This is a genomic window from Streptomyces sp. NPDC019443, from assembly GCF_044389785.1.
Taxonomy (GTDB): Bacteria; Actinomycetota; Actinomycetes; order Streptomycetales; family Streptomycetaceae; genus Streptomyces.
Genome location: NZ_JBIRYJ010000002.1, coordinates 558,245 through 582,658, shown reverse-complemented (window position 1 = coordinate 582,658; position 24,414 = coordinate 558,245). Strand labels below are relative to the sequence as shown.

The following is a 24,414-nucleotide window of genomic DNA, read 5'->3' as shown; positions in this document are numbered from 1 at the left end:
GGGGCGCGGGAGCTGCGTCACGCCTGACGGCTGTGGCGAAGATCTCCCGCACGCGGCCTCGGCGAACCTCAGTCGTTGCCGTTGCCTCCGGCGGACGGGGTCGTCTTCTGGATCTGCAGCAGGAACTCTGCGTTCGACTTCGTCTGCTTCATCTTGTCCAGCAGCAGCTCGATGGCCTGCTGCTGGTCGAGCGCGTGCAGCACCCGGCGCAGCTTCCAGACGACGGCGAGCTCGTCGCTGGCGAGCAGGATCTCTTCCTTACGGGTGCTGGACGCGTCCACGTCCACCGCCGGGAAGATGCGCTTGTCGGAGAGCTTGCGGTCGAGCTTGAGCTCCATGTTGCCGGTGCCCTTGAACTCCTCGAAGATCACCTCGTCCATGCGCGAGCCGGTCTCGACCAGCGCGGTGGCCAGGATGGTCAGCGAGCCGCCGTCCTCGATGTTGCGCGCGGCACCGAAGAAGCGCTTCGGCGGGTAGAGCGCGGTCGAGTCGACACCACCGGACAGGATGCGGCCGGAGGCCGGGGCCGCCAGGTTGTACGCACGGCCCAGGCGGGTGATCGAGTCCAGCAGGACGACCACGTCGTGACCCAGCTCGACGAGACGCTTGGCGCGCTCGATGGCCAGCTCGGCGACCGTGGTGTGGTCCTCGGCCGGGCGGTCGAAGGTCGAGGAGATGACCTCGCCCTTCACCGACCGCTGCATGTCCGTGACCTCTTCCGGACGCTCGTCGACCAGGACGACCATCAGGTGGCACTCGGGGCTGTTGACGGTGATCGCGTTGGCGATCGCCTGAAGAATCATGGTCTTGCCGGTCTTCGGCGGGGCCACGATCAGGCCTCGCTGGCCCTTTCCGATCGGCGCGACGAGGTCGACGATCCGGGTCGTCAGGACGCCCGGGTCGGTCTCGAGGCGCAGCCGGTCCTGCGGGTACAGCGGAGTCAGCTTCTGGAACTCCGGGCGCCCGCGGCCGGATTCGGCCGCCATGCCGTTGGCCGAGTCGAGGCGGACCAGCGCGTTGAACTTCTCGCGGCGCTCACCCTCCTTCGGCTGGCGCACGGCGCCGGTGACGTGGTCACCCTTGCGCAGACCGTTCTTACGGACCTGGGCGAGCGAGACGTACACGTCGTTCGGACCCGGCAGGTAGCCGGACGTACGAATGAACGCGTAGTTGTCGAGGATGTCCAGGATGCCCGCGACGGGGATCAGGACGTCGTCCTCGGAGACCTGCGGCTCGCCGGTGGCGAAGTCGTCGCGGCCACGACGGCCACGGCGGTCGCGGTAACGGCCACGACGGCCACGACGGCCGCCTGCCTCGTCGTCGAAGTCGTCCTGCGGGCCGGCGCCCTGCGGGCCCTGCGGGCCCTGCTGGCCGCCCTGACGCTGCTGGCGCTGGCCGCCCTGCTGCTCGTCGCCCTTGCCGCCACGGCGGTCGCGCTGACGGTCACGGCGCTCGCCGCCGCGCTCACCACGGTCGCCACGCTCACCGCGCTGGCCGCGCTCCTGGCGGTCGCGACGGCCCTCGGCGCCGTCCTGGGACACGGCGGTGGCGGCCTCGGCCTTGGCCTCTGGCGCCTCCGTCTTCACGTCGACGGCACCCTCGGCCTTGACGTCGGTCTTGGCGTCCGGGCTGCCCGCCTGCGCGGTGGCCCGACGACGGCGGCGCTCGCCGGCCGGCTGGTCGTCGCTGGCAGGCTGGCCGGGAATGTCGATCTGCTGCTGGGCCACGGCCTTCTCGGCCTTGTCGGCCTTGTCGGACTTCTCCGCGACGGCGGCATCATCGCCCGTACGCGCCTTGGAGGTGGCGCGCCGCTTCGGCTTGGTCTCGGCGCCGCCGGTGCCTGCCTCGGCACTCTTGGCCGGAGCGGCGGAGCCGCCCTGCGCCTCCTTGATGACCTCGATCAGCTGGCTCTTGCGCATCCGCGCGGTGCCCCTGATCCCGAGGCCGGACGCGACCTGCTGCAGCTCGGCCAGGACCATGCCCTCGAGGCCGGTGCCGGAGCGGCGGCGCCGTGAGGTGGTGCCAGAGGCAGCACCTGCGGCGGGCGCGGAGGTGTCGACACTGCTGTCGGCGCTCACGCCCATCAGATCGGTGGTGTCGCTCACGAAGGGTCCTTCCCTGGAGCGGACGTCGGCCTTCTGGCTCGGCGACCGGTTGTGCTGTCCGACGTCGGTCCTGGTGTGCGGACCGTGCCGGGGCGGTGGTCCCGCCGGGAATTAACGGCGGAGAGATAAACATGCAAGGCCCGGCCCGAGGTCCCCCTGCTCGGCCCACTCCTGGAAAAGCGAGGGGTGGTCGTGCCGGTTCCGGAGCGTGCTCGAAACTGCACAGGCAGGCTGCTCAGGCAGTTGGGGAGGCTCCCGGAAGAATGTTGGTCCCGAATGGGGACACGAAGCACTGCGCCACAAAGACGTCGGCTGCAGACTTGAGGTTAACACTACCGGCTCCAACAAACATTCCCCCTCTCCATCACCGGCAATCTCGTGTCACTACGGGGCGAGCGGCAGAACACTCGCTCCCGCGGCGTCGAAGGTGAGCCGGTTGGCCGCCCATCCCTCGCCCGCCAGTCGTGCGACCTTGTCGGCCACACCGTCCTCGGTCAGCGCGAGCACCGTGGGGCCCGCACCGGAGATGACTGCGGGGACGCCGTCGGCGCGCAGTCGGTTGACCAGGGCCACGCTCTCCGGCATCGCCGGGGCGCGGTACTCCTGGTGGAGGCGGTCCTCGGTGGCCGGCAGCAGCAGCTCAGGACGCCTGGTCAGCGCCTCGACGAGCAGGGCGGCCCGGCCCGCGTTGGCCGCGGCGTCCACATGGGGGACGGTGCGCGGAAGCAGTCCGCGTGCCGTCTCGGTGAGCACCGGCCTGCCGGGGACGAAAACCACCGGAACGACGGAATCGACAGGGTCCATCCTGATGGCGCGCGCCGCTCCCCCGTCGGTCCAGGCAAGCGTGAAGCCGCCCAGCAGACAGGCGGCGACATTGTCGGGGTGCCCCTCGATCTCGGTGGCGAGCTCCAGCAGCGCCGCGTCGTCGAGCTTGGCGTCGCCCCCTATGGTCACGGCGCGTGCGGCGACGATGCCGGCGCAGATGGCCGCGGACGACGATCCTAGGCCCCGCCCGTGCGGGATGCGGTTGGCACAGACCACCTCGAGGCCGCGCGGCTGGCCTCCGAGCAGGTCGAATGCCGTACGCAGGGAACGTACGAGCAGATGGCTCTCATCGCGGGGCAGCGTCGTGGCGCCCTCGCCCGCGATGTCGATGTGCAACCCGGAGTCCGCGACCCGGACGACGACGTCGTCGTACAGCCCCAGGGACAGCCCGAGGGCGTCGAAGCCCGGGCCGAGATTGGCGCTGGTGGCGGGGACGCGCACCCGGACGGCGGCGGCGCGGAACGCTGGACCGGCCATCGTTCGATGACTCTCCTTGGTTCTGACTGCGAGATTTTTTCGAGAGGTACGAACACCCGTGGGCCGTAATGGCAACAACACCGCGGCATATGCGGCGGGGCGGGTTCGGTACAGCTTATCGAAGGAAGGTTCAGTGGCGACATAGGGCGCACGGTAGGCGCACGATGCGTGTCGGAAGCCTCCTGTGCCCCTACGTACGCCGTTGTCCGGCTTGCCTTGCTTTCCCCGGGGCGGGCGCACCCGGAACCCGGGGAAAGCAGAAGTGGCGCGGTTACGCCAGACCGAGGTGCTGGGCGGCCGCGGCGGCGTCCACCGGCACGGTGACCGGCTGCGGCGCTCCGGCGACCGCCCAGTCCGGGTCCTTCAGTCCGTTGCCGGTGACCGTGCAGACGATCCGCTGGCCCGGGTCGACCTTGCCGGCCTCGGCGGCCTTCAGCAGACCCGCGACGGACGCGGCCGACGCGGGCTCCACGAAGACGCCCTCCTGCGCGGCCAACAGCCGGTACGCGCGCAGAATCTCACGGTCCGTCACCTCATCGATGAGACCGCCCGACTCGTCGCGCGCGGCGAGCGCGTACTGCCAGGAGGCCGGGTTGCCGATCCGGATCGCGGTGGCGATGGTGGAGGGGTCCTTGACCACCTCGCCGCGGACGATCGGGGCCGAGCCGGAGGCCTGGAAGCCCCACATCCGGGGAGCCCGCGTCGACATCTTGTCCGCGGCGTACTCCTTGTACCCCTTCCAGTACGCCGTGATGTTGCCGGCGTTGCCGACCGGCAGCACATGCACATCGGGCGCATCGCCGAGCGCGTCGACGATTTCGAACGCGGCGGTCTTCTGCCCCTCGATGCGGAACGGATTGACCGAATTGACCAGTGCCACCGGGTAGTTCTCCGAGAGGCGGCGGGCGAGGTTCAGGCAGTCGTCGAAGTTCCCGTCGACCTGGAGGATGCGCGAGCCGTACACCAGCGCCTGCCCCATCTTGCCGAGGGCGATCTTGCCCTGGGGAACCAGGACCGCGCAGACCATTCCGGCCCGTACGGCATAGGCGGCGGCCGAGGCGGACGTGTTGCCGGTGGAGGCGCAGATGACCGCCTTCGCGCCCTCCTCCTTGGCCTTGGTGATGGCCATGGTCATACCGCGATCCTTGAAGGACCCGGTGGGGTTGGCGCCCTCGACCTTGAGGTGCACCTCGCAGCCCGTGCGCTCGGAGAGGACCTGCGCCGGGACGAGCGGCGTGCCACCCTCACGCAGCGTGACGACCGGCGTCGTTTCCGTCACCGGAAGCCGGTCCCGGTACTCCTCGATGATGCCGCGCCACTGGTGGGTGCCGTTGGTCGTCATGGGTCCCTTACTCCCCTTCAACACGCATGATGCTGGCGACACCGCGCACGGTGTCGAGCTTGCGCAGCGCCTCGACGGTCCCCGAGAGGGCGGCGTCGGGCGCGCGGTGGGTGACGACGACGAGGGATGCCTCGCCGTCCTTGCCCTGCTGGCGAACCGTATCGATCGATACGCCGTGCTCGGCGAAGACCGTCGCGACCTGGGCGAGCACGCCCGGCTTGTCGGCCACGTCGAGGCTGATGTGGTACCGCGTCACCACGTCGCCCATGGGGCTCACGGGCAGCTGGGTGTACGCGGACTCGCCGGGCCCGGTGGCCTCGGCGAGCTTGTTGCGGCATACGGCGACGAGGTCGCCGAGGACCGCGGACGCGGTGGGCGAACCGCCCGCGCCCGGACCGTAGAACATCAGCTGCCCGGCGGCCTCGGCCTCGACGAAGACGGCGTTGTACGCCTCGCGGACGGAGGCGAGCGGGTGGCTGAGCGGGATCATCGCCGGGTGGACACGCGCGGTGACGGACTTCCCGTCGGCCGCGCGCTCGCAGATGGCGAGGAGCTTGACGGTGCAGCCCATGCGCTTGGCGGAGGCGATGTCGGCGGCGCTGACGTCGGTCAGGCCCTCGCGGTAGACGTCGTCGAGGCGTACGCGGGTGTGGAAGGCGATCCCGGCGAGGATGGCGGCCTTGGCGGCGGCGTCGAAGCCCTCGACGTCGGCGGTCGGGTCGGCCTCGGCGTATCCGAGGGCGGTGGCCTCGTCGAGCGCCTCGGAGTAGCCCGCACCGGAGCTGTCCATCTTGTCCAGGATGAAGTTCGTCGTCCCATTGACGATTCCCAGCACCCGGTTGACCTTGTCGCCGGCGAGCGACTCGCGCAGCGGCCTGATCAGCGGAATCGCGCCGGCGACCGCTGCCTCGAAGTAGAGATCCTTCTCATGCTCCTCGGCGGCGGCGTAGAGGGTCGCGCCGTCCTCGGCGAGCAGCGCCTTGTTGGCGGAGACGACGGACGCGCCGTGCTCGAAGGCGGAGGTGATGAGGGTGCGGGCAGGCTCGATGCCGCCGATGACCTCGATGACGACGTCGATGTCACCGCGTTTGACGAGGGCGGTCGCGTCGGTGGTGATGAGCGCGGGGTCGATGCCCTCCCGCACCTTGGAGGGCCGGCGGACGGCGACCCCGGCGAGCTCCACCGGGGCGCCGATACGCGCGGCGAGGTCTTCGGCGTGCGTCGTCATGATGCGCGCCACCTCTGAGCCGACCACTCCACAGCCCAGCAGCGCCACCTTCAGCGGACGCGTACGCATCATCCGACCTCGTTTCCTTGCTTCAGCTTCACAGCTTGAGTGCGATCCAGTCTCACGCACCGGACGGAAGTTTCTATCCCTTGTCCAGATTACGAGACGTCTATTTCATCAGCCGACATCGAGACGCAGGAGATCTTCCTCCGTCTCACGCCGGACGATCACGCGCGCCTCGCCGTCCTTGACCGCGACGACGGGCGGGCGGAGTGCGTGGTTGTAATTGCTCGCCATGGAGCGGCAGTACGCGCCGGTGGCGGGCACGGCGATCAGATCACCGGGCGCGAGGTCTGCGGGCAGGAACGCGTCCTTGACCACGATGTCGCCGCTCTCGCAGTGCTTGCCGACGACGCGGGCGAGCATCGGCGCGGCGTCGGACGTCCTCGACACGAGCGCGACGCTGTACTCGGCGTCGTACAGCGCGGTACGGATGTTGTCCGACATTCCGCCGTCGACGCTGACGTATGTACGCAGGCCGTCGAGCGGCTTGATGGTGCCGACCTCGTACAGGGTGAAGGCGGTTGGCCCGACGATCGCGCGGCCGGGCTCGACGGAAATACGGGGCGTACGCAGCTTCGCGGCCTCGCACTCGCGGGTGACGATTTCGTTGAGAGCCTTGGCGATGTCGTGCGGCTCACGCGGATCGTCGTCGGAGGTGTACGCGATACCGAGGCCGCCGCCGAGGTCGATCTCGGGCAGCTCGATCCCGTACTCGTCCCGGATCTCGGCGAGGAGGCGGACGACGCGATGGGCGGCGACCTCGAAGCCGGAGGTGTCGAAGATCTGCGAACCGATGTGGGAGTGGATGCCGATGAGCTCGAGCCCGTCGAGCTTGAGGGCGCGTCGTACGGCTTCGGCCGCCTGCCCGCCGGCGAGCGGAATCCCGAACTTCTGATCCTCGTGCGCGGTCGCGATGAATTCATGGGTGTGCGCTTCCACTCCCACCGTCACGCGGATCTGGACACGCTGGCGCTTGCCGAGGCGCTGGGCGGTGTGCGCGACGCGGACGATCTCCTGGAAGGAGTCGAGGACGATGCGCCCGACGCCGAGGCTCACGGCTCGTTCGATCTCTTCCTCTGACTTGTTGTTGCCGTGGAAGGCGATGCGGTCGGCCGGCATGCCGGCGTCGAGGGCGGTGGTGAGCTCGCCGCCGGAGCAGACGTCGAGGTTGAGCCCTTCTTCGTAGAGCCACTTCACTACTGCCCGCGAGAGGAACGCCTTCCCGGCGTAGAACACGTCGGCGTCCTTGCCGAAGGCGTCGGCCCAGGCGCGGCAGCGGGCACGGAAGTCGGCCTCGTCGAGGAAGTAGGCGGGGGTGCCGAACTCCTCGGCGAGCCGCGTCACTTCGATCCCGCCGACGGTGACGGCGCCGTCGTCGTTTCTGGCGACGGTCCTCGCCCAGACCTTCTCGTCGAGGACGTTGAGGTCGGTGGGCGGGGCGGTGTAGTGCCCTTCGGGCAGGACGTCTGCGTGGCGGGGCCCGGCGGGGTGTGCGGAACGGCTCATTCTTCTCTCACAGGTAGTCAGGGGCGGTGATGCCGAGCAGGGACAGGCCACCGGCGAGCACCACCCCGGCGGCTTCGGCGAGAGCGAGCCGGGAACGGTGGGCGGCCATGGGTTTCTCGTCGCCAACGGGCAGCTCGCCGAGCGGAAGCACAGTGTGCTGGAAGGCGAGAAGGGCGTCGGCGGTGCTTTCCAGATGCCGGGCGAGCCGGTCAGGCGCGCGAAGGCGGGCCGCGGAGGCGAGGACGGCGGGGTAGTCGCCTATGGCGGTGGTGAGGGCAGGGGCATCGACATGCGTCTGGGGGACGCTGTCGAAGCCGAGCTGCTCGGCGTTGCGGGTGAGGGCGCGGGCACGGGAGTGGGCGTACCGGACCCGGAAGAGAGGATTGCTCTCCTGCTGTACGAGGAGCTCGTCCCCGGCGGAGGGGCGATCGTGGGCGGCGGGCCGGAGGAGGGCCCAGCGGGCGGCGTCGGGACCGAGCCTCTCGAAGAGGTCCGGGGCGGGGGCGGGGACGACATGCAGGGCTTCGGGGGCGCCGTGCGTGACGTCGGCCCCCTGAGAGCGAAGGAGCTGGAGGACGGTCTCGGCCCAGATGCGGGCGCGGAGCTCGTCGACGGCGTGGAAGCGAACGGAGACGCCGACGGCTGAGTCCCCATGCCCGTATCGGGACCTCTGCTCCAGCACCCGCCGTACGAGATCTTGCTGCGCACCGTCGTCCAGGGTGATGTTGAGGAAGCCCGGGCCGGTGATCTCGATCCCGGCAATCCCAGGGGCCTGGGCGATACGGGGCCGCAGGACTTCGGCGACGGCGCGTGGCTGCTGGCCCGCGGGCCCCGCCAGTCGGAGGGCGACATTGGTGGCGTAGTCCCCGGACCCCCCGGGCCGCGGCCGCTCGACGCTGACGCTCTCGGGCACGGGCGCGCGCAGCACACCGTCCTCCACCGCGCGGCACACGGCGTGCAGCACGGTACGGGAGAGCTCAGCGGGGGTCACGGGACAAGCGTATGGGAGGGAGGGGGGCCCTTCGCGAACCGGTTTCGCGATGCGGTCAGCCCCGTGCGCTTTCCGCCCGCCCGGCACCATGCCTGCCGTCGACGGACGGCGGGCCCTCCCGGTGCATCAACTGCCGTACGAGACGGACCAGCTCGGCCGGCTCGAAGGGCTTGGCGAGAAAGGCGTCCACACCGGCATCGAGGCCGCTCTCCACCTCGTACTGCGTACAGGCGCTGATGATCGCGACCGGCAGATGCCTGGTCCGCGGATCGTCCCGCAGCAGCGCGGCGGTCCGGAGCCCGTCGAGGCGGGGCATCACGACATCGAGGGTGACGACATCGGGACAGACCCGATGCACGACCTCCAGGCACTCGGCACCATCAGCCGCGGTCACGACCTCGAAGCCCTCCAGCTCGAGGTTGACCCTGATCAACTGCCGGATGACCCGGTTGTCGTCGACAACGAGCACTCGGCCGAACGCGCCTGACACAACTCGAGAGTAGGTCGGCGGGCAGGGCTGCGTCCGGGTTTTGCCCACTTCCACCCCGTGCGGGCGACCTGAGCCGACGGTTGGCGGGGGCCGGGACGGGCCTCGGGGCGGGGTCGGGGAGGCGCTCGGGGTAGGGCTCGGGAGGCGGAAATACCTGTTCACGGGGACCGTGTAGGAGCTGGTAGGGTTCTACCCGTCGCCACGCAGTAGCGGGGCGTACGCCCCCGTAGCTCAGGGGATAGAGCAACGGCCTCCGGAGCCGTGTGCGCAGGTTCGAATCCTGCCGGGGGCACTTCATCCGGACCAGCGTGATCAACCCGCTGACCTGCGGAAGTGCCAGACTTCAAGAGCCGGACCCAGTCCCACTAGGTCCGGCTCTTTGTCGCTCTCCATCGCCAATCGCGTGTGGGGAGCGTGTGGGAAGGTTGCACCGGGAACTCTCCCGCCTTCAAGGGGTGCCAGCCGCCCATCCACCTCGGCCCATCCACGGCCGTCCTGGAAAGCGCGCGGACGTCTCAGGCGAACGGCTTCGAACATGCAGCCAGCCTGCAACGTTGATCACCAACGCCCACACGATCCGCTTGCGCTCGCCATCATCGATTGCCATGCACACGCGAAAAGCGCCACGGGTGGAAGGAGGCGTATCGGTCTGCGCTTTCCTCTACTGCCCTCTCAGCGCGTAGCTTGCAAGCGGCGAAGTACTCTTCACGACTCACCAGCCCAGCAGAGACATTCTGAGCCATCTCCAAAAGATCATCGACGGAGGGGACGATCCTTGGCCTGGGGCGCTCGGTGTCGGTCATTGTCCACTCTCTCTACTGTTGCTCTGTGTAGCGATTGATGCAGGAAAGCCGAGAACCGCGGCCCTGTGCGCATAGCCAGCAGCCAATATGCTCGCAAGCATTATCATGCTTTGCTTGTCTTCTTCAACCAGATCGTTCGAATCTGTCGCGTCGATCCCAAGTAGGCCGTAAGTCGTTCCAAGTTGAGGGTCAGTGCCATCACTCATGTTGGTATAGACCGGTGCGGACATGTAGCTCTCATAGTGGGCCAGTGAGCCGACGTGTCCACGGCTGTTACTTTTTGCATCCGGAGAATGGTCAACAAGGGGACGACCACCTTTCCGAACTCCCTCACACCACGTCACAACGTTGCCGTCCTCGGGGTGCGCAGCGGAGAACCGAGGTCGTGGCGCACCCAGATGAGGCCGTCCTTTGAACTCCGTCAAGATTAGATCGGGGCTGCCTGCTCTGAACTCGTAGATGACGGCCCGGCGTTGCGCCTCAAGGCTAGGGCTTCCGCAAACATTGATCGCGGTATCCAAGACGCTGCGACGCAGACGGCCCAGCTCACCATTAATTGACGCCTTGTCAGTTATGGCGCAAAAACTCTTCAGATCGTCAAGAACGGGGACGCCGCTACCGCAGACGCGCTGATAGACCTGACGAGCAAACCACTTGTAGCCCCTCATCTTTCCACCGCGTACAGCCACGGTCAGGGCCGTGATTGCGGCCACGAACGCCAACCCTCCGACGAGCCACCCCTTCGCGTCGCCGTGAGATATCGCGATCAATGGGCCGAGAACTGCGGTAGCTACAGCTAGCAGTACCCCGAGCTGCCAACTCACGAGTACCGCAACGAGGCGCTTGTTCAGCGGTATGGGACCGAGATTCACGGCTCCTCCCCTTCAATGAGGGATTGAACCTATATGTCCAGGCTATGGCACACGCCCAACTGTTGCACCTCGGCTCGGGGACGACCTGTCGACCCGCTCCTTGCGACTGATTTCAACTGGGGATGCTGGTGTCTCACCATGCAAAACACCAGCATCCCGGGGACAAGCAGGCGCCGGCAGTCCTACGGCGCCCACAACCAACACGGCGATCGGCATCGCACAGTCCAGCGAAATGCGCCTACTGCAGCGTGACCCAGCCCATCGCTCTCTCGATCTTCTTGTTGTTTAGCTCTTCATGTCCATCGATACAGCCTTCGTACCGGCGATGTATGACCTCCGGCGAGTTACCCGCGCGCCGGGCGACCTCAGCTACGGGTACTCCTGCGTTGAGCCAGTTCGTGATGCACGTATGCCGCAGGTCGTACGGTCGGCGACCCAGAGGAGAGGACGCCTTGTCCGGCGGCAGCCCGATCGGCCGGGCTTCCTGCCACACTCGCCAGTAGCTGGACGTACCGAGCACCTCGCCGCGTTCGTTGGCGAAGAGCCTGCCGTCCTTGGCCGTGCCGAACTCCTTGATGTGCGCCCGGAGTACCGCGACCAGCAAGGGCGGCGCCGGTACCGGCCGGTCCGTGTTGGCCTCGCGCGCCTTCAGCCCCCGCTTGTCGTGGCGCTTCCCCGAGTCGGTCCACTTCTTGCCGGACACGGGGCGCGTCTCCCGCAGGGTGAGGGTGCCCCACCCCTTCTCAGGGAGGTAGCAGTCCGTCTCCCGCAACCCGACCGCTTCCGCCGGCCGCATCGCGGCGTACAACTGGCAGGCGAAGAACCCGACCAGTCGCCGCCCGCGGTTGCGGTGAACGGACCCCACGTAGGAAACGGCGGTGAGGAGTTGCGCACCTTGCACCTGATTGACCAAGACCCGAGGGTCCACTACGTCATCGACCTTGGACGCGGTCCGCTTCACCTTGGCGAGCGGGTTCTCATCCAGGTAGCCCGCCTCGATCGCGTACTCCATCGCCGTGTTGAACCCGCGGCGGCGCCGCTTGTACGTCTCCCCCGACGCCGGGGTGTCGTCCAGCTTGAACGAGAGCCGGTACTGAACGTCTCGCAGAACCTTCGGGTCCATGAGAGCCGACAGAGGCAGCGAGCGGGCCGACAGCCACGTACAGGCGGCTTGCAGTTCTGACGGGGGCTCTTCGTCCCTGTGACCAGGTACGGCAGCCCAGCGCACCGCGAGCCGAGTCTCCTCAAGCGTGGGCGCTTTCACACCCTCGCCCATCATGGCAAGCGCCACTGTGGCGAGGCTGTCCGCGAGACCCTCACGCGTCTTAGCTGCCGTAGTGCGCCAGCGGGCCGCCATGTACTCGCGGCTGAAGTCCCACCATGACGGATCGGGCCTTGTGTTCTTCTTCGCGGCGGCAGCGCGTAGTTCGGACTCCGGAAGGCCCGTATCCACATCGAACGCCTCGCCCCTGCGCATCGCTTGCCACAGCTCGGAGCGGCGGCTCTCAGCGAGCGCCACCGTAGGGAAGGTGGCGTGGCGAACCTTCCCGGCAACGACCCAGCGCAGTTGGTAAGGAGCCTTCTTGCTGGCGATCTTGCTTACCTTCCAGACACGTACGTCGGTGGAAAGCGTGGGCTCATCCGGCCGTGCCAGGCGACCGCCGTTGCGGTCGCCTGGACCCTGGTTGTCCTTGCGATGGGTCACGCGGCTTCCTCCAAGGTCGCGATCCAGCGGTCCAGTTCGGAGCGGCGGATGCGTACCGCGCCGTTCGGAAGCTTGATTGCCTTCGGTCCCTTCCTGAGCTGCCGCCAGCGGTAGAAGGTCGCGCGGGGTACGCCAATCTCGGCGATGACCTGGGAGATCGTGAGCATCTCTTCTCGGGCCATGGTCACTTCCTTCCGTTCTGGCTGACGGCAGGGGGAAGGTCGGACAGGTGGGACAGCTCCAATTCCGGCTGTCCCACCCGTTCGTGCTGATCAGAGGGGGTAGCGGGACAGTGGGACAACTGGGACTCCTCCTGGGTGCCCTGGGCCCGGGTCTCGGTGTCGGGGTAGTACCGGCCGCTGCCGTCCTTGGTGAGCTGGCCGTCTGCGGCCATGCGGGCGCAGGTGCGGCGGACGTTGTCCCCATCGAGGTGCGGAAGGGCGTCGGCGATGTCCTTGGGGCGCGCGCCGGGGTTGGCCCGGACGTGCTGAAGGATGGCCGCGCGGGTGTCGCCGATGGTGTGGTCGGATACGGGCCCATCGAGCAAGTGCCAGGCGCCAGAGCCCTCTTGGAACTGGAGCGCGTATTCGGCTTCGTTCACGTCGCGTCCGGTGACGTGCAGGATGCCGTCGGCCTGCCCGCGGGCCCGCTTGAGTACGAGGGTGGCGTCTGCGGCACCCGCGATGCCGTTGGTTCCGGAGACCTCAGTAAGGAAGTCCTCGGATGCCATCTTGCGGACGTGGTGGACCAGAACGACGGCGATGCCGTAGTGGTCCGCGAGCCGCTTGGCGTAGCCGACGGAGATGTAATCCGCGTCGTAGGCGGACACGCCCTGTGGTGCCTGGCCGCGCATCCTGGCGAATACGTCGATGACGACCATGCGGGCGTCCGGGTTGCGGTCCAGCCATTGCGCGATGGCTTCCACCCCGCCCTGAGGGAAGGGCGGGCACTCGGTGACAAGGGTCAGACCGGACGGCGCTTTCTGTCCGCCCAGCAGTTTGCCCATGCGGGTCTTCAGACGGCGTGGGGTGTCCTCCAGAGCTAGGTAGAGCACCGGGCCGCCCTTGACCGGCACGGAGTCGAAGGCCTGTCCCCCGGCCGCGACCGAGAGGCCAAGTCCGAGGGACAGCCAGGACTTGCCGACCTTGGGAGGTCCGGCGAGCAGGCTGACGCCTTCGGCGAGGATGCCGGGCACTGCCCATTTCGGTTCCGGGAACTCCGTGGCCATGAGCTGATCCGCGGTCCACGAGGTCCGTGGACGATCCCGCTTCGCCGATGCCACCGGGGTGGGCTGGGAGTCGTTCGGAACGGAGTACAAGTGCAGCGGGGGAATCAGGTTGGCGCTCATGCCGCCACCGTCCGGGGCCGGTTGGCTCCGGCCCGCAGGCCGGAGGCGATGGTGCGCCGTGCCTCGCGCTCGCCCTGGCCCACTTGGAGGGCGGCGGCAGTGAGCCACTCGGTCACGTCGGTCTCGCCCAGCTCTCCCCCGGCAACAAGCTGTCCGAGAGCGACCGAGGCGAGGTAGAGCGCGGTGTTGTGCTGGTGATCCCCGCTACGCCTGACGCGCTCCAGCTCCCCGTTGACCGCGGACCGCAGCCACTTGCCGCGCCGGTCCGAGGCGAGCGCGACGGTGATGGGCGTCTGCGGCGGCAGCGGCGCCGGGCGCAGCAGCTCAACCAGCCACTCCGGGAGCGGCGAGGGCACCACGGTCACGGGGGCGCGGTAGGCGTCCAACCGGGTGGCGAGGACGCTGCCGGAGCCGACGACGTAGCCGCCGTGCGCGCGGGTGTCGATCTTCCACCCGAGCTTGCCCGCGGTATTGCGCAGCTCGATGTCCTCGGGGGAGGTGAAGTACAGGTGGGTACCGCCGCTGGGGGTGCGCACGGTGTACGTGTCTGGGGCCAGTTCCGCGCGGCCCGTGTGCTTCTCACAGAGGGCGAGGAAGACGTCGTAGCCGCTGTGGATGCCGGGCCGGTCCCATTCGGCCGGCGGAACGTCCTCGGGGTCTTTGGCGGTGTCGAGGTCGACAACGACCAAGCCGGACGGGCCGGTTGCAATGCCGATGTTGTATGGCGCGTGGGCCCAGCACCGGGCGACGCGCTCCGGGTCGGTGGTGGCGCGGTTCTCCCAATCGGTGACTGCGGGCCGCTTGTCACCAGGACGGAGGGGAAAGACATGCCAGCCACGTTCGGCGGCTTCCAGTGCTGCGCACAGCAGCGCCCTGGACAGGTTATGCGTCATGCTGAAGGTCTCCTGTTCAGTCTTCGGACGGCCAGGGAGACCGGGGCGGCGGGCTGTCCTTGCGCGGAAGTGCCGCCGCCCCGGGCGCAGCTATTCGGCGTAGCCGATCGGGCTCAGTGCGGTGTGGGCCTGGTTCAGGCAGGTGTGGAGGGCGTCAGCGCAGCGACCTGCCGTCGCCATCGCGGCGCGGAGGTCTTCCAGGCGCTGGGCGAGGTCGTCCAGCCCGTTGTCGCTTTGCAGGTGGCCCTTTGTGCCCAGGCGGTCAATGAAGTCGCGGATCTGGTCGAATGCCTGCGGGAGGCGCATGGCCACGGTGGAGAGGTTGGCGACGGTGGTGTAGGCGTCGCCCGGGTACTCCAGGCCGCCGTTCGTCTGGCGGGTGGCGTGGTTGAGGTCGCGGATGGCTTTTGCCGCCGCGTCGGAGAGTTCGGCGGCAGTCAGGGGCTTGTGGGGCATGTTCACTCCTTGGCGAGGCCGATGGCAGGGAGTTCGGGCAGTCCGGCCTTGTTGAGGGCGGCAGGGTCGAAGCCGGGCAGCGAGGCCCGGGCGGTCATCGCCTCGGCAAGTGCCGTGGCGTAGGTGCTGGCCTCGCGGGCAACCTCGATCTGCGTGTGAGCGCGCAGGGTCTCCACACGCTCGATGTGGTCGTGTTCCTCACGCCGCTCGCTGATGTGCCGCTCGTACGCGACGCTCTCGCGGCGGTCGGTGCGCCAGTAGCGGGCCGCGAGCCCGTAGGCGACGGCAGTCGCGAGAGCCCACAGCAGCAGCGGCAGTGAGATGCCGTCGGCGTATCCGGCCACCCCTGCGAGGGCGAGTCCGCCAGAGGTGGCGAACGCGGTTCCGGCGAGCACCCCGTCACCGGAGCGGCCCGCCGCGGCGAACGCGCCGGCCGCCGCCGCGCCGATGGCGAGCGCGGTCATCAACGCGGCGTTGCCGACGGAGTGTTCGGCTCCGTTCGCGTTCCAGATCCGCGCGAGGATGAGCACGGTGGACGTGGCCAGCACCGGGGCCGCCTTCGGTAGCGCGGCGGCGAGCCAGTGCCGCGCGATGATCTGTTCGTTCATCGGAAGCTCTCCCCTACAGGTCACGGACGGCCGCGATGACGGCGGTGGCGAGTTGGTTGATGGGCCCGGCAGCGCCGGTGGAGGCGAGGAAGAAGCCGAACATCGCGGCGACGAACGCGGCGCCGTAGCCGAGGGTCTTGGAGCGGAGCAGGAAGAACAGGACCAGTCCGAACAGGGCCACGAGCGAGACAGTGACGGCCATGGGCGGAACCTCCTTTCGGGATGTGGGGCGGGGTGGTCAGCGGGTGCCTTCGCGGTAGATCCGCTGGGCGCGGTTGAAGAGCCAGCGGCCGATGCGTATGCGGCGGCCGGTGGCCTTGCAGCGGCGGCAGTCCTTGCCGCGCTTGAGCTGTCCCTTGCGGTCGGTCTTCATCTGGAAGCCCCAGCCGTTGCACTTGCGGCAGCGGCCGAAGGGGCTGCCCGCGCACATCGCCGCATAACAGAGCGTGACGACGAGTAGGCAGGCGATAGCAGCAGCGATGGGGGTCATCAGGGCCCTCCCAGGCCGGTTTTGAGGGTTTGCGCTGGTGGGGTGCTATGTGCTAGATCGCTGGTGGGGTGCCATTTGGGGTGCTAGCGGGGGTGCTACCGGTAGCAGGTCACCCCGCTACCGGTAGCGCCCCGGTGGGGCTATGCAGCCCCCGACGTTCCGTCACGCTCCGCAATCGTCTTGGTGAGGTCGGCGCGGACGATGCCGCGCCGCGTGGTGCGGTCACCGTCGTCGGTCATGCCGGCCACTCCGGTGGTCTTGATGCCGTGCGGTTTGAGCGCGCTGGTGACGTTCTCGCCCTTCCAGCCGCCGTAGACCTCCGGCCGCAACTCTGCGAGCCGGGCCGCGATCCGCTCGTTCCACACCCGCTCCTCCGTGGTGGGGACGACGGCGGCAACGTCGGCGAGCAGGTCGTATGACGGGCCCTTGGCGCTCTCGGCTTCCTCGCCGAGCGCGTGACCGGACAGGGTGCCTGCGGCCTTGCGGGCCGCGAGCGCACGCTGAGCGATCTTCTCGGTGGCGGGGGTGTCCAGGTACGCGGTGCGGACCACAACCGGGAGAGTGGTCGCGCCTGCGAGGTAGCCGATACCCGCGTCGATCTCGGGGCGGAAGGCCGTGGCGCGTACGCCGTTCTTGTACGCGGAGGTGCCGAGGATCATGTCGTTCTCGATCTGGCCTGCGACTTTGAGGCAGAACCGGATGGACACGTTGCCGCTGATCCCGGTCGGCAGCGAATCCTTGTCCGGCCGCTGCGTCGCCAAGACCAGCACGACACCGAGGGCGCGGCCGACCTTGATGACGAACTCGGCATCCTCGCCTGCCTGCTTGCCGTACTTGGCGTGGGCGAACAGGTTCTGGCACTCATCGAACACGGCCATCAGCGGCCACAGCTTCAAAGAGCGCTTGTCGGCGATCTGCCGGGTGACGCGCTTGTCCGGGCACAGGTCCCGCGGCAGCTTCTTCATCGCCGCAGCGCGGCGCATGACCTCCTCGCGCAGCAGCTTCATCGAGTCGGCCGCGTACTTGATCGACTCGTCATCGATGCCGGACACGAACCGGTGCGAGAGCGGCTCGAACGAGTCCGCATCTCCAGTGCCTTTGAGCTCGTGCGGCCACAGCTCCACCGTCGGATCCAGTGCAGCCCCGGACAGGATCACGCGCACGGAACTGGTCTTGCCCTGGCCCGGGAGGGAGCCGAAGAGCATGTTGTGCTGGATGACCGGCATCGCCTGCGCGCGCCCGCGTGGGTCCATGCCGAAGGGGATCGGCTTGAAGATGTCATGCGACCCGCCCTTGGCGAGCGGCCACGTGACTTTCTCGGTCTTGGACAGGTCCCGGTCGCCGACCCACAGGACCATGCGCCCCTCGTGCTCGTTCGGGTCGGCATCCACCCACACGCAGCCCAGCGGGCGGCGCAGACCGGAGGCAAGCCGGGGGCGGCGGTCGGCGACGTCTGCGACGGTCACCCCGAGCGGGAGGTCTATGTCCGCGCGCCAGCCCGGTCCCTCGCGGGTGATCGGGGCGACGAACTTGATGCCGTCCCCGCCCTTGGCCACCGCGGAGGCGATCTGCCCGATGCCGATCGACGCCATGGCCTTGACCACCATGTCACCGGTCAGCTTCTGCACTTCGGTCTTGATGACCGCCCGCGTGGACAGCGGCGCATCGGCCGGCGCACCCGCGTACCCGAACCCGAGCACCGCCAGCGCGACGGCGATGACCTGCGTCATCAGCCCCGCGCCGTAGACCAGGTAGAGCAGGCCGACCAGGGCCGCGAGGGCGCCCAGGATGGTGAGGACCATCCGCAGCCGTACCCGGCGGTCGCGCTGCCGGGACAGCTTCAGGTACAGCTCGGAGTTCTCACGGCGCGCCTCCGCCTGCCGCAGCGGCTCGCCCTCCGCATCAACCGACCAACGCCCCACCTTGCCCAGGGTGTTGAACAGGCCGCGCGGGGAGCGGACCACAAGCTTGGGGAGGTAGAGGAACGGCACCCGGACCGCGTGGAAGGCGAAGGTGTGCCAGACATGCCCGCCAAGCCACCGCATCGCGTCCTTGAACTCTGTGCCCGACTTCATCCACCCGGGGATGACGTCCAGCCGCTTCGAGTTCTTCACACGGTCGAGCAGCCCCGGGCCCGACTGAGTCGACACCGCCATGTCGACGGCGACGGTCTCGGAGTCGGCCGACGAGTCGGGGCTGGGGTCGCCCGACCCGGTGGCCTTCGAGTCGGCGGACCGGTCGCCCGACCCATCAAGGTGGGAGTCGGGCGACTCGCCGCGGGCGGCGCGGGCCTTGTCCAGGTCCACGACGTGCCCGCCGGAGTCGGTGCTCATCTCGGCTTCCAGCCGGTTGAACAGTTCGTTGTCGTCATCGGGGTGTTTCACTGAACTTCCTTCCAGAGGTGAGGGATGACGGGCCCGGCCGACGCTGTGAGAGGTGAGCGGTCGGGCCCTGTCGTTTCGCTTACGCGGCGCGCTGTTCCTCGGGGTAGGCGCAGGTGACGCACATGCCGAGCGAGGTCGGGATGACGTATCCGGCGTCTGTCTGGCAGGCAGGGCAGGTACGACGGGCTGTCATCGCCTTGGCGAGCGCCACCGACTTGCCGCGGGTCATGGGGCGGACCGGCTTCGCGCGGTCGAGCCGGTACAGGTAGGCGACGCGGACACCGCCCGCCCGGCGATTGCCGCGCATCACCTGCGCGGCGATCGGCTGCCCGCCAGGCCGTAAGCCGCGGGCGCGGAGCTGGCGGCGGGTAGCCAGCCCGTCCGGCGCGAACCGCCACGGGTAGGTTGGTATGCCGTACCGGTTTCCGCTCGGGTCGAAGCACTTGCCGAACGTCCGCGACATCAGGCAGCCGCCTCATCCGACTCATCACCCTCGATCGACCGCAGGCGCCGGCCATCGGCCCTCTCGGTCAGCAGGGCGTCTCGCAGCACACGGGAGTTGGCCGCCGAGCAGTGCAGCGTCGTACGGATGGCTTCCGCGTTGATCGCGTCATCCGCCCACTTGGCCGTAGCTTCACGCGCCTCGGCAAGGAGCTCTGCCGGGGTCCGCTGCGCCTTCGGTGCCTTGGCTTTCGCGGTGCGCTTGCGCGGGGACTTGGGAGCCTCAGCCTTCGGCGGTACCGGCGGCGCCGGAACCGTGGGGGTGACCGGCGGCAGTTCCTCGCTTGCGGGGCTCAGCTCCCCGAGCTTGAGGAGCACCCGCTCCGGACGCGGGGTCTTGGACCGCCACCGACGTCCGTGCCGCTCCCGCAGCTGAGCACGGGCCAGCTGCCGCTCCCGTTCGCGCCCCAGCGCCTCGGAGTATGAAGTGATCTCCCACAGCGTCATCCGGCGCCACAGGGCGAACGTCGACAGCGGCGCGAGCAGCCACCGGGAGCGGCGGATCTTCTCCATCCGCCGACCGGTGACCGCGCCGATCCGGGAGGCGTAGACGTGGGCGGCAACCTCGGACAGGACCACCCACAGCAGCGGCATCGTCCCGTGCGCGAGCTTCGCGGACAGCGAGTGCCCGGCCGCCACGTTCAGCCAGCACGTCACTCCGGTCAGCACCCACGGCACAAACCGCACCCACCCAAGCGGCATATCGGTGCGGATCAGCAACAGGAACGCCGCGGTGAACACCGGGATCGCGATGTCGATGCCAACCGGCAGCATCCACGGGGAACCAAACCCCCAACGGGCCGCAGCCTCGGACACCGCCGCGAAGGAAGAGGCCAGACCCAGACCGCCCACCCCGGCCGCGAGCACAGCGACCGCGCCCAACAGCCATAACTCGGGCTTCGACAGCGGCGGCACCGCGGGCCGCGTCGCGCCGGTTGCGGTCGTCATGCCGCCACCCCGTTCCGGCGCGACTGCCGACGGCGGACCTTGGCCCCCGCGAGCGGGACGACGTTGAACAGCTCCGGCGCGAACGCCTCGATCGCCTCAGCGGCAACCTGGCTGACTCGGTCCGGGAGCTCCGGGTTGTCCGCGAGGATGTCGCGGGCCGCGTCCAGCCGGGCCGCCCGCTCCATCTCGCTCTCGCCCTCAACCCCAAGCCACAGCTCAACCGGGGTACCCAGGGCCAGTTCCACAAACTCATTCGCAGTCAGGGCCTCATGGCCTGCAACGAACGTGCGCAACCTCGAACTACTCACGATCTCTCCTGGAAGTCGGCGGGAGGGAGGAACCGGGGCGGCAGGCTGTCCATTGCGCGGAAGTGCCGCCGCCCCGGGCTGGTCGTGCGATGACGCAGGTCAGGCAGGTCTCGTCAGGTGTCCGCCCCTCACGAAGGAAGGGTGAGCACCTCGGTTAACTCTGCCTCAGAGTGCACTCTGAGGCAGACTTAGTCAACCCTCGCGGAACAAGGGCGGGGCGGCACTGGTTCTCCCTCTGCGGCTTGGGCACTATGAGGCAGTGACCGAGAAGAGACTTGGGGTGCAGATGGTCGAGTGGACCGGCAAGCCCGCCTACCAACAGGTGGCGGAGGAACTGCGGCGCAGGATCGCGGCCGACGAATTCACGGAGTCCGGGAAGCTGCCGTCCCTGGCAGAGCTTCAGGAGGCGTACGGCGTCACGGCCACCGTGGCGCGGGATGCCATCCGCCAGCTCAAGACCGATGGACTCGCGGTGAGCCACCAGGGCAAGGGCGCGTTCCTGACCCAGGACTCCGCAGAGGCCGCGAAGCTCGCCAGCCCCGAGGGAGCCATCGCCGAACTGCGCGACGAGGTCGCGAAGCTCAGACGCGAGGTGGGGGAGCTCCGAGAGCGCTTGACCGCCCTGGAAGCCAACTGAGGCTCGGGGCGAGAGAGGTTGAGGCTGCCGACGCCGTGCGGCCCCGGCCTTGCTGTGACGCATGAGCACCTCCTCGATCGGATGTGGTGCTAGTTCACCGTCACGGCAAGAAAACCGGTATCACGTCCCGCTACCTGACAAACTCTCAGCGGTTTTACACATCCGCTTATACATGCGCTATCACGAATTTCCATGGGCCTACTCGGACCGCTACACTCACGGCTCCGAGCAGCTATCTAGGAGGGGCAGATGGCTCGCAAGCACCCAGATTGGAAACCCGAACTCCTGCGCCAGCACAGGGAGAAAATCGGGCTAACCCTGGAAGACACCGGGGAAAAGTTGCGCGAGATCGCCGAGCGACACGGCTTTAATATCGCCGCCAATTTCCAAACTATCTGGGGACACGAGAGAGGAACGGTATATCCCGGACCGCATTATCGCCGGGCGTATTGCGTCTCTATCGTCGCAATGAAGCCCAACTCGGCTTCCGCGGAGCCCTGCCCGGAGAGGATGCCCCAGTGGAATCCGTCCCCGCGGCCATAGACCGCAGTCTTCCGGACCAGTCGCAAGCTGTGAGGCAAGCACTCAGCAGTATTCGCGAAGGGACTGCCGACGCCGATGGCGAAGCCCTGCGCGACCGCGTCGTTGATGCGTGGAGGCGCCGCACCACGGGCGGAAGTATGGACGGACCGTCTGTGGTGCTGGTCGGGGGATTCGCTGGATCGGGCAAGTCCGAGTTCGCCAAGTTCCTCGGCGGCTTGACTGGGTGGCCCATCCTCGACAAGGACTCACTCACACGCCCATTGGTGGATCAGCTCTTGGTCGCACTTGGTGGCGAGGCTCACGATAGAAGCTCCGCGCTCTACCGCGAAAAGGTACGACCGCTCGAATACCGCTGCCTCATGGAAGCCGCATGGGACAACGTGGATTGCGGTATCTCAACCATCCTCGATGCCCCGTTCATCTCCGAGTTCTCTCAAGCCGAATGGATGCAGCGGTTCCAGAACCGCTGCCGATCAAAGCGAGTCTCGGTGGCGACGATATGGGTTGTGTGCGACCCAGAGTCCATGCGGGAGTACATCGAGTTTCGCGGTGCAGCACGCGACGCTTGGAAGATGGAATCCTGGGATGAGTACATCGCCACGGTCGATCTGGAATTGCGCCCGCAGGGCCCTCACTTCGTGGTGGACAACCGGCTTGGCGCTGCCGTTGCGATGGTGGATGAAGCCAGGGACGTACTGAGCGGAGGCGACCTGTGACACCGTCCGGCGTGATCCTCTACGGACCGCCAAGTTCAGGGAAAGACACGGTAACGGCTGAGCTGTCGCGTCTCCGCCCCGAGTTCGCGCTCTGCCAACGGCTCAAGGCAGGACCCGGCCGAACCAGGGGTTATCGGCTCACCACGGCTGAGCACATCGAGGAACTGTCGCGAGCGGGAGAGCTGCTATACCGCAATGCGAGGTACGGCGCTGAGTACGCCATCGACCGGCGCGGGGTGTCTGAACTTGTGGACTCTGGGCGGATTCCCGTTCTGCATATGGGTCAGGTCGCTGGTGCGAGCGCAGTTGGAGCCTTCCCTATCCGCTGGGTGAAGGTTCTCCTTTGGTGCCCTCTGGACGTCACGAAGGCGCGCTGCAAGGGACGCGGAGACAAGGACGTGGATGCGCGGCTCAAGGTCTGGCATGAGACCCGACAAGACCTCTTGGACCATGCGAACGAGCCGTGGTCTCTCCTCATCCAGACGCAGCATCTCGCCCCCGCAGAGACAGCACGCGCCATCAATGAAGCCGTCGCTACCGGAGCGGCTGCCGAGGTACGCGACATTCGAAGGCTAGTCGGATGACGACACTCGGCATCCTGCACCCGGGAAGTATGGGTGCAGCCGTCGCTGCTCAGGCCAAGCGCACGGGGACCGAGGTCCTTTGGTGCCCGGAAGGGCGCAGCGAGGCGAGCAAGGAAAGAGCGCTGAGGTACGGCCTCACGGCAGCGCTCGACCTATCGGAGATGTCCCAGCGGTGCGACGTCATCCTGAGCCTGTGCCCGCCGACCAACGCGGAGGAAGTAGCGGCAGCGGTTGCTGCGGAGTCCTTTTCAGGGGTCTACGTCGATGGCAACGCGATCTCGCCTGCGCGCATAGCGCGAATCAGCGCCATCATGCTGCCAACCGGCGCGGCCGTGGTGGATGGCTCAGTCATTGGTTCCCCGCCTTCGGAATCGAAGACCCCGCGGCTGTACTTGTCCGGTCCGGAGAACGCTCTGGCTGCTGTCGCACGGCTCTTCGAAGATACGGCCGTAGAGCCACATCTCTTGGCCGGAGGAGTCGGCAAGGCTTCCGCGCTGAAGCTGGCCTACAGCAGTTACCAGAAGACCAGCCGAGCACTCGCAGCCGTCGCCTACGCGCTCGCCAATAACCACGGGTTGGAGGACGAACTCCTCGACATCGCGAAGGGTCGTACGACCAGCTATCTCGCTGAGACCGCCTACATCCCCAAGGTTGCCGCACGGGCATGGCGATGGGCCCCGGAGATGCGAGAGGTCGCGAGCGCACTCCGTGAAGCAAGCCTGCCGACCGAACTAGCGGAAGCCTCAGCCTCGGTCATGGAACGGTGGGCGAACTGCAGAGATCAGTCAATCGAATTGGGCGAGGCGCTCGCACAGCTTCACGAGGTGCCAGAGGAGTGAGGCGCGGAATACGTGCCCCATGCCATGAGCGAACCGACCGCGGCTGAGGCATCCTCCGCCATCACATCAGGGGTGCGGACATCCGCCGGCCACTGCCGTCCGGCCGCGATCCATACCGTCCGCAGCCCCGCAGAGCGACCACCCTCGATGTCACTCTCAGCGTTGTCGCCCACCATCCACCCGCCCGCAGCGAGGGTGGCGCCGCAACGATCGGCGGCCGCTTGGAATATCGCCCGAGACGCCTTCCGCACTCCGACTTCGTCGGAGATGCACACCCCGTCGACCAGTGCGGACAGCCCCGCCCTCTCCAACTTCGCCCGTTGGATATCCGCGGCTCCGTTCGTGACGACACCTAGCGTCCAGCCTGCCGCCCGCATCCTGCGGAGGTCGCTGTGTAGCCCCTCGGGACAGCGTGCCCGGGAAGCCATCCCGTTGACGTACTCGCCCCACAACGAGTCCACCGGATCGGCGAGACCAAGGGAGTCCCGGAGCCGCTCGAAGTCCGCGGGGTACGCCCTCTCGCGGAGTGCGCCGCCAATCAGGCGTTCCGCCTCAGACGGCAGCCCGCGACTCCCGCTGAAGTCGCGGGCCCACTCCTCCAAGGCACCTTGCCGGTCAATCAGGGTGTTGTCGAGATCGAAGAGAGCGAGTAGCTGCACCCGGTGCACAATACGCCCGGCGTCTGCCCGAACCGTGCTGGACGTGTCCCAGCTGTCCCACTGTCCGGTTAGGGTACCTGGCCTGCGCAAACG

The 24,414-nt window shown here is 68.0% G+C and carries 24 protein-coding genes, 1 tRNA gene and 1 pseudogene; 5 read left to right on the top strand and 21 right to left on the bottom strand.

Translation table 11 applies throughout. The features are described 5' to 3' along the window. Positions 1–68: 68 nt before the first annotated feature. From rho to ACH492_RS08935, 7 genes are all read right to left on the bottom strand, one after another. Entirely contained in the window at positions 69–2,105 is a 2,037-nt protein-coding gene (rho, locus tag ACH492_RS08965) for a transcription termination factor Rho (protein ID WP_398984314.1), read from the bottom strand. Between the two features lie 384 nt (positions 2,106–2,489). Further along, positions 2,490–3,407, bottom strand: coding sequence for a homoserine kinase (thrB, locus tag ACH492_RS08960; RefSeq protein WP_398984312.1), 918 nt, complete (start codon positions 3,405–3,407; stop codon positions 2,490–2,492). A 271-nt stretch (positions 3,408–3,678) separates the two neighbouring features. Next, positions 3,679–4,749, bottom strand: a complete 1,071-nt coding sequence (gene thrC, locus ACH492_RS08955) for a threonine synthase (RefSeq protein WP_398984310.1) — start codon at positions 4,747–4,749, stop codon at positions 3,679–3,681. A gap of 7 nt (positions 4,750–4,756) precedes the next feature. Beyond that, positions 4,757–6,046: a homoserine dehydrogenase gene (locus ACH492_RS08950; protein ID WP_398984816.1), complete on the bottom strand. Its 1,290-nt coding sequence runs from the start codon at positions 6,044–6,046 to the stop codon at positions 4,757–4,759. A gap of 108 nt (positions 6,047–6,154) precedes the next feature. Next, positions 6,155–7,546, bottom strand: coding sequence for a diaminopimelate decarboxylase (gene lysA / locus ACH492_RS08945; protein ID WP_398984308.1), 1,392 nt, complete (start codon positions 7,544–7,546; stop codon positions 6,155–6,157). Positions 7,547–7,553: 7 nt separating this feature from the next. Then, the gene (gene nrtL, locus ACH492_RS08940; RefSeq protein ID WP_398984306.1) at positions 7,554–8,537 is read right to left on the bottom strand and encodes an ArgS-related anticodon-binding protein NrtL; all 984 of its coding nucleotides are present in this window, start codon (positions 8,535–8,537) and stop codon (positions 7,554–7,556) included. 55 nt (positions 8,538–8,592) lie between these two features. After that, entirely contained in the window at positions 8,593–9,027 is a 435-nt protein-coding gene (locus ACH492_RS08935; protein ID WP_398984304.1) for a response regulator, read from the bottom strand. A gap of 220 nt (positions 9,028–9,247) precedes the next feature. Between ACH492_RS08935 and ACH492_RS08930 the strand changes: the two genes are divergently transcribed. After that, positions 9,248–9,319: transfer RNA gene (locus tag ACH492_RS08930), tRNA-Arg, on the top strand. Positions 9,320–9,826: 507 nt separating this feature from the next. On the opposite strand, the gene ACH492_RS08925 is transcribed toward ACH492_RS08930, so the two are convergent. The 13 genes from ACH492_RS08925 to ACH492_RS08865 all read right to left on the bottom strand — a co-directional run bounded on the left by ACH492_RS08925 (position 9,827) and on the right by ACH492_RS08865 (position 20,343). Beyond that, positions 9,827–10,702 (bottom strand): hypothetical protein, encoded by an 876-nt coding sequence (locus tag ACH492_RS08925; protein WP_398984302.1) that lies wholly within the window; start codon positions 10,700–10,702, stop codon positions 9,827–9,829. 238 nt (positions 10,703–10,940) lie between these two features. Beyond that, on the bottom strand, positions 10,941–12,407 hold the full coding sequence (locus tag ACH492_RS08920) for a tyrosine-type recombinase/integrase (RefSeq protein WP_398984300.1): 1,467 nt from the start codon (positions 12,405–12,407) through the stop codon (positions 10,941–10,943). After that, the gene (locus ACH492_RS08915) at positions 12,404–12,589 is read right to left on the bottom strand and encodes a helix-turn-helix transcriptional regulator (RefSeq protein ID WP_398984298.1); all 186 of its coding nucleotides are present in this window, start codon (positions 12,587–12,589) and stop codon (positions 12,404–12,406) included. Before ACH492_RS08915 ends, ACH492_RS08920 begins: the two co-directional genes overlap by 4 nt. Positions 12,590–12,591: 2 nt before the next feature. Then, complete coding sequence (locus tag ACH492_RS08910) at positions 12,592–13,755, bottom strand: AAA family ATPase (protein ID WP_398984296.1); 1,164 nt, start codon at positions 13,753–13,755, stop codon at positions 12,592–12,594. Continuing rightward, positions 13,752–14,648 (bottom strand): bifunctional DNA primase/polymerase, encoded by an 897-nt coding sequence (locus tag ACH492_RS08905; RefSeq protein WP_398984294.1) that lies wholly within the window; start codon positions 14,646–14,648, stop codon positions 13,752–13,754. The genes ACH492_RS08910 and ACH492_RS08905 overlap by 4 nt, the downstream gene beginning before the upstream one ends. Positions 14,649–14,738: 90 nt before the next feature. After that, positions 14,739–15,104: a hypothetical protein gene (locus ACH492_RS08900; RefSeq protein WP_398984291.1), complete on the bottom strand. Its 366-nt coding sequence runs from the start codon at positions 15,102–15,104 to the stop codon at positions 14,739–14,741. A gap of 2 nt (positions 15,105–15,106) precedes the next feature. Beyond that, complete coding sequence (locus ACH492_RS08895) at positions 15,107–15,712, bottom strand: hypothetical protein (RefSeq protein ID WP_398984290.1); 606 nt, start codon at positions 15,710–15,712, stop codon at positions 15,107–15,109. A gap of 13 nt (positions 15,713–15,725) precedes the next feature. Further along, a complete protein-coding gene (locus ACH492_RS08890) occupies positions 15,726–15,914 on the bottom strand; it encodes a hypothetical protein (RefSeq protein WP_398984288.1) in 189 nt (62 codons plus the stop codon). A gap of 36 nt (positions 15,915–15,950) precedes the next feature. Continuing rightward, on the bottom strand, positions 15,951–16,202 hold the full coding sequence (locus tag ACH492_RS08885) for a hypothetical protein (protein ID WP_266487437.1): 252 nt from the start codon (positions 16,200–16,202) through the stop codon (positions 15,951–15,953). Between the two features lie 140 nt (positions 16,203–16,342). After that, positions 16,343–18,586: a cell division protein FtsK gene (locus tag ACH492_RS08880; protein WP_398984285.1), complete on the bottom strand. Its 2,244-nt coding sequence runs from the start codon at positions 18,584–18,586 to the stop codon at positions 16,343–16,345. Between the two features lie 79 nt (positions 18,587–18,665). Further along, positions 18,666–19,049 (bottom strand): RRQRL motif-containing zinc-binding protein, encoded by a 384-nt coding sequence (locus ACH492_RS08875; protein WP_398984283.1) that lies wholly within the window; start codon positions 19,047–19,049, stop codon positions 18,666–18,668. Continuing rightward, the gene (locus ACH492_RS08870; RefSeq protein WP_398984281.1) at positions 19,049–20,035 is read right to left on the bottom strand and encodes a DUF2637 domain-containing protein; all 987 of its coding nucleotides are present in this window, start codon (positions 20,033–20,035) and stop codon (positions 19,049–19,051) included. Before ACH492_RS08870 ends, ACH492_RS08875 begins: the two co-directional genes overlap by 1 nt. After that, the gene (locus tag ACH492_RS08865; protein WP_398984279.1) at positions 20,032–20,343 is read right to left on the bottom strand and encodes a hypothetical protein; all 312 of its coding nucleotides are present in this window, start codon (positions 20,341–20,343) and stop codon (positions 20,032–20,034) included. The genes ACH492_RS08870 and ACH492_RS08865 overlap by 4 nt, the downstream gene beginning before the upstream one ends. A gap of 259 nt (positions 20,344–20,602) precedes the next feature. Here ACH492_RS08865 and ACH492_RS08860 point away from each other — a divergent pair, with 259 nt between their 5' ends. From ACH492_RS08860 to ACH492_RS08845, 4 genes and pseudogenes are all read left to right on the top strand, one after another. Then, positions 20,603–20,980 carry a winged helix-turn-helix domain-containing protein gene (locus tag ACH492_RS08860; RefSeq protein WP_398984277.1) on the top strand — a complete coding sequence of 126 codons (378 nt, stop codon included), beginning with the start codon at positions 20,603–20,605 and terminating at the stop codon, positions 20,978–20,980. Positions 20,981–21,498: 518 nt separating this feature from the next. Continuing rightward, positions 21,499–22,239: an AAA family ATPase gene (locus ACH492_RS08855; RefSeq protein WP_398984275.1), complete on the top strand. Its 741-nt coding sequence runs from the start codon at positions 21,499–21,501 to the stop codon at positions 22,237–22,239. 574 nt (positions 22,240–22,813) lie between these two features. After that, a pseudogene (locus ACH492_RS08850) lies at positions 22,814–23,260 on the top strand (NAD(P)-binding domain-containing protein); the annotation flags it as partial. A 27-nt stretch (positions 23,261–23,287) separates the two neighbouring features. After that, positions 23,288–23,662: a DUF1932 domain-containing protein gene (locus ACH492_RS08845; protein WP_398984814.1), complete on the top strand. Its 375-nt coding sequence runs from the start codon at positions 23,288–23,290 to the stop codon at positions 23,660–23,662. Here ACH492_RS08845 and ACH492_RS08840 read toward each other — a convergent pair. Beyond that, positions 23,641–24,321 carry an HAD family hydrolase gene (locus ACH492_RS08840; RefSeq protein WP_398984273.1) on the bottom strand — a complete coding sequence of 227 codons (681 nt, stop codon included), beginning with the start codon at positions 24,319–24,321 and terminating at the stop codon, positions 23,641–23,643. The genes ACH492_RS08845 and ACH492_RS08840 overlap by 22 nt on opposite strands. Positions 24,322–24,414 lie beyond the last annotated feature (93 nt).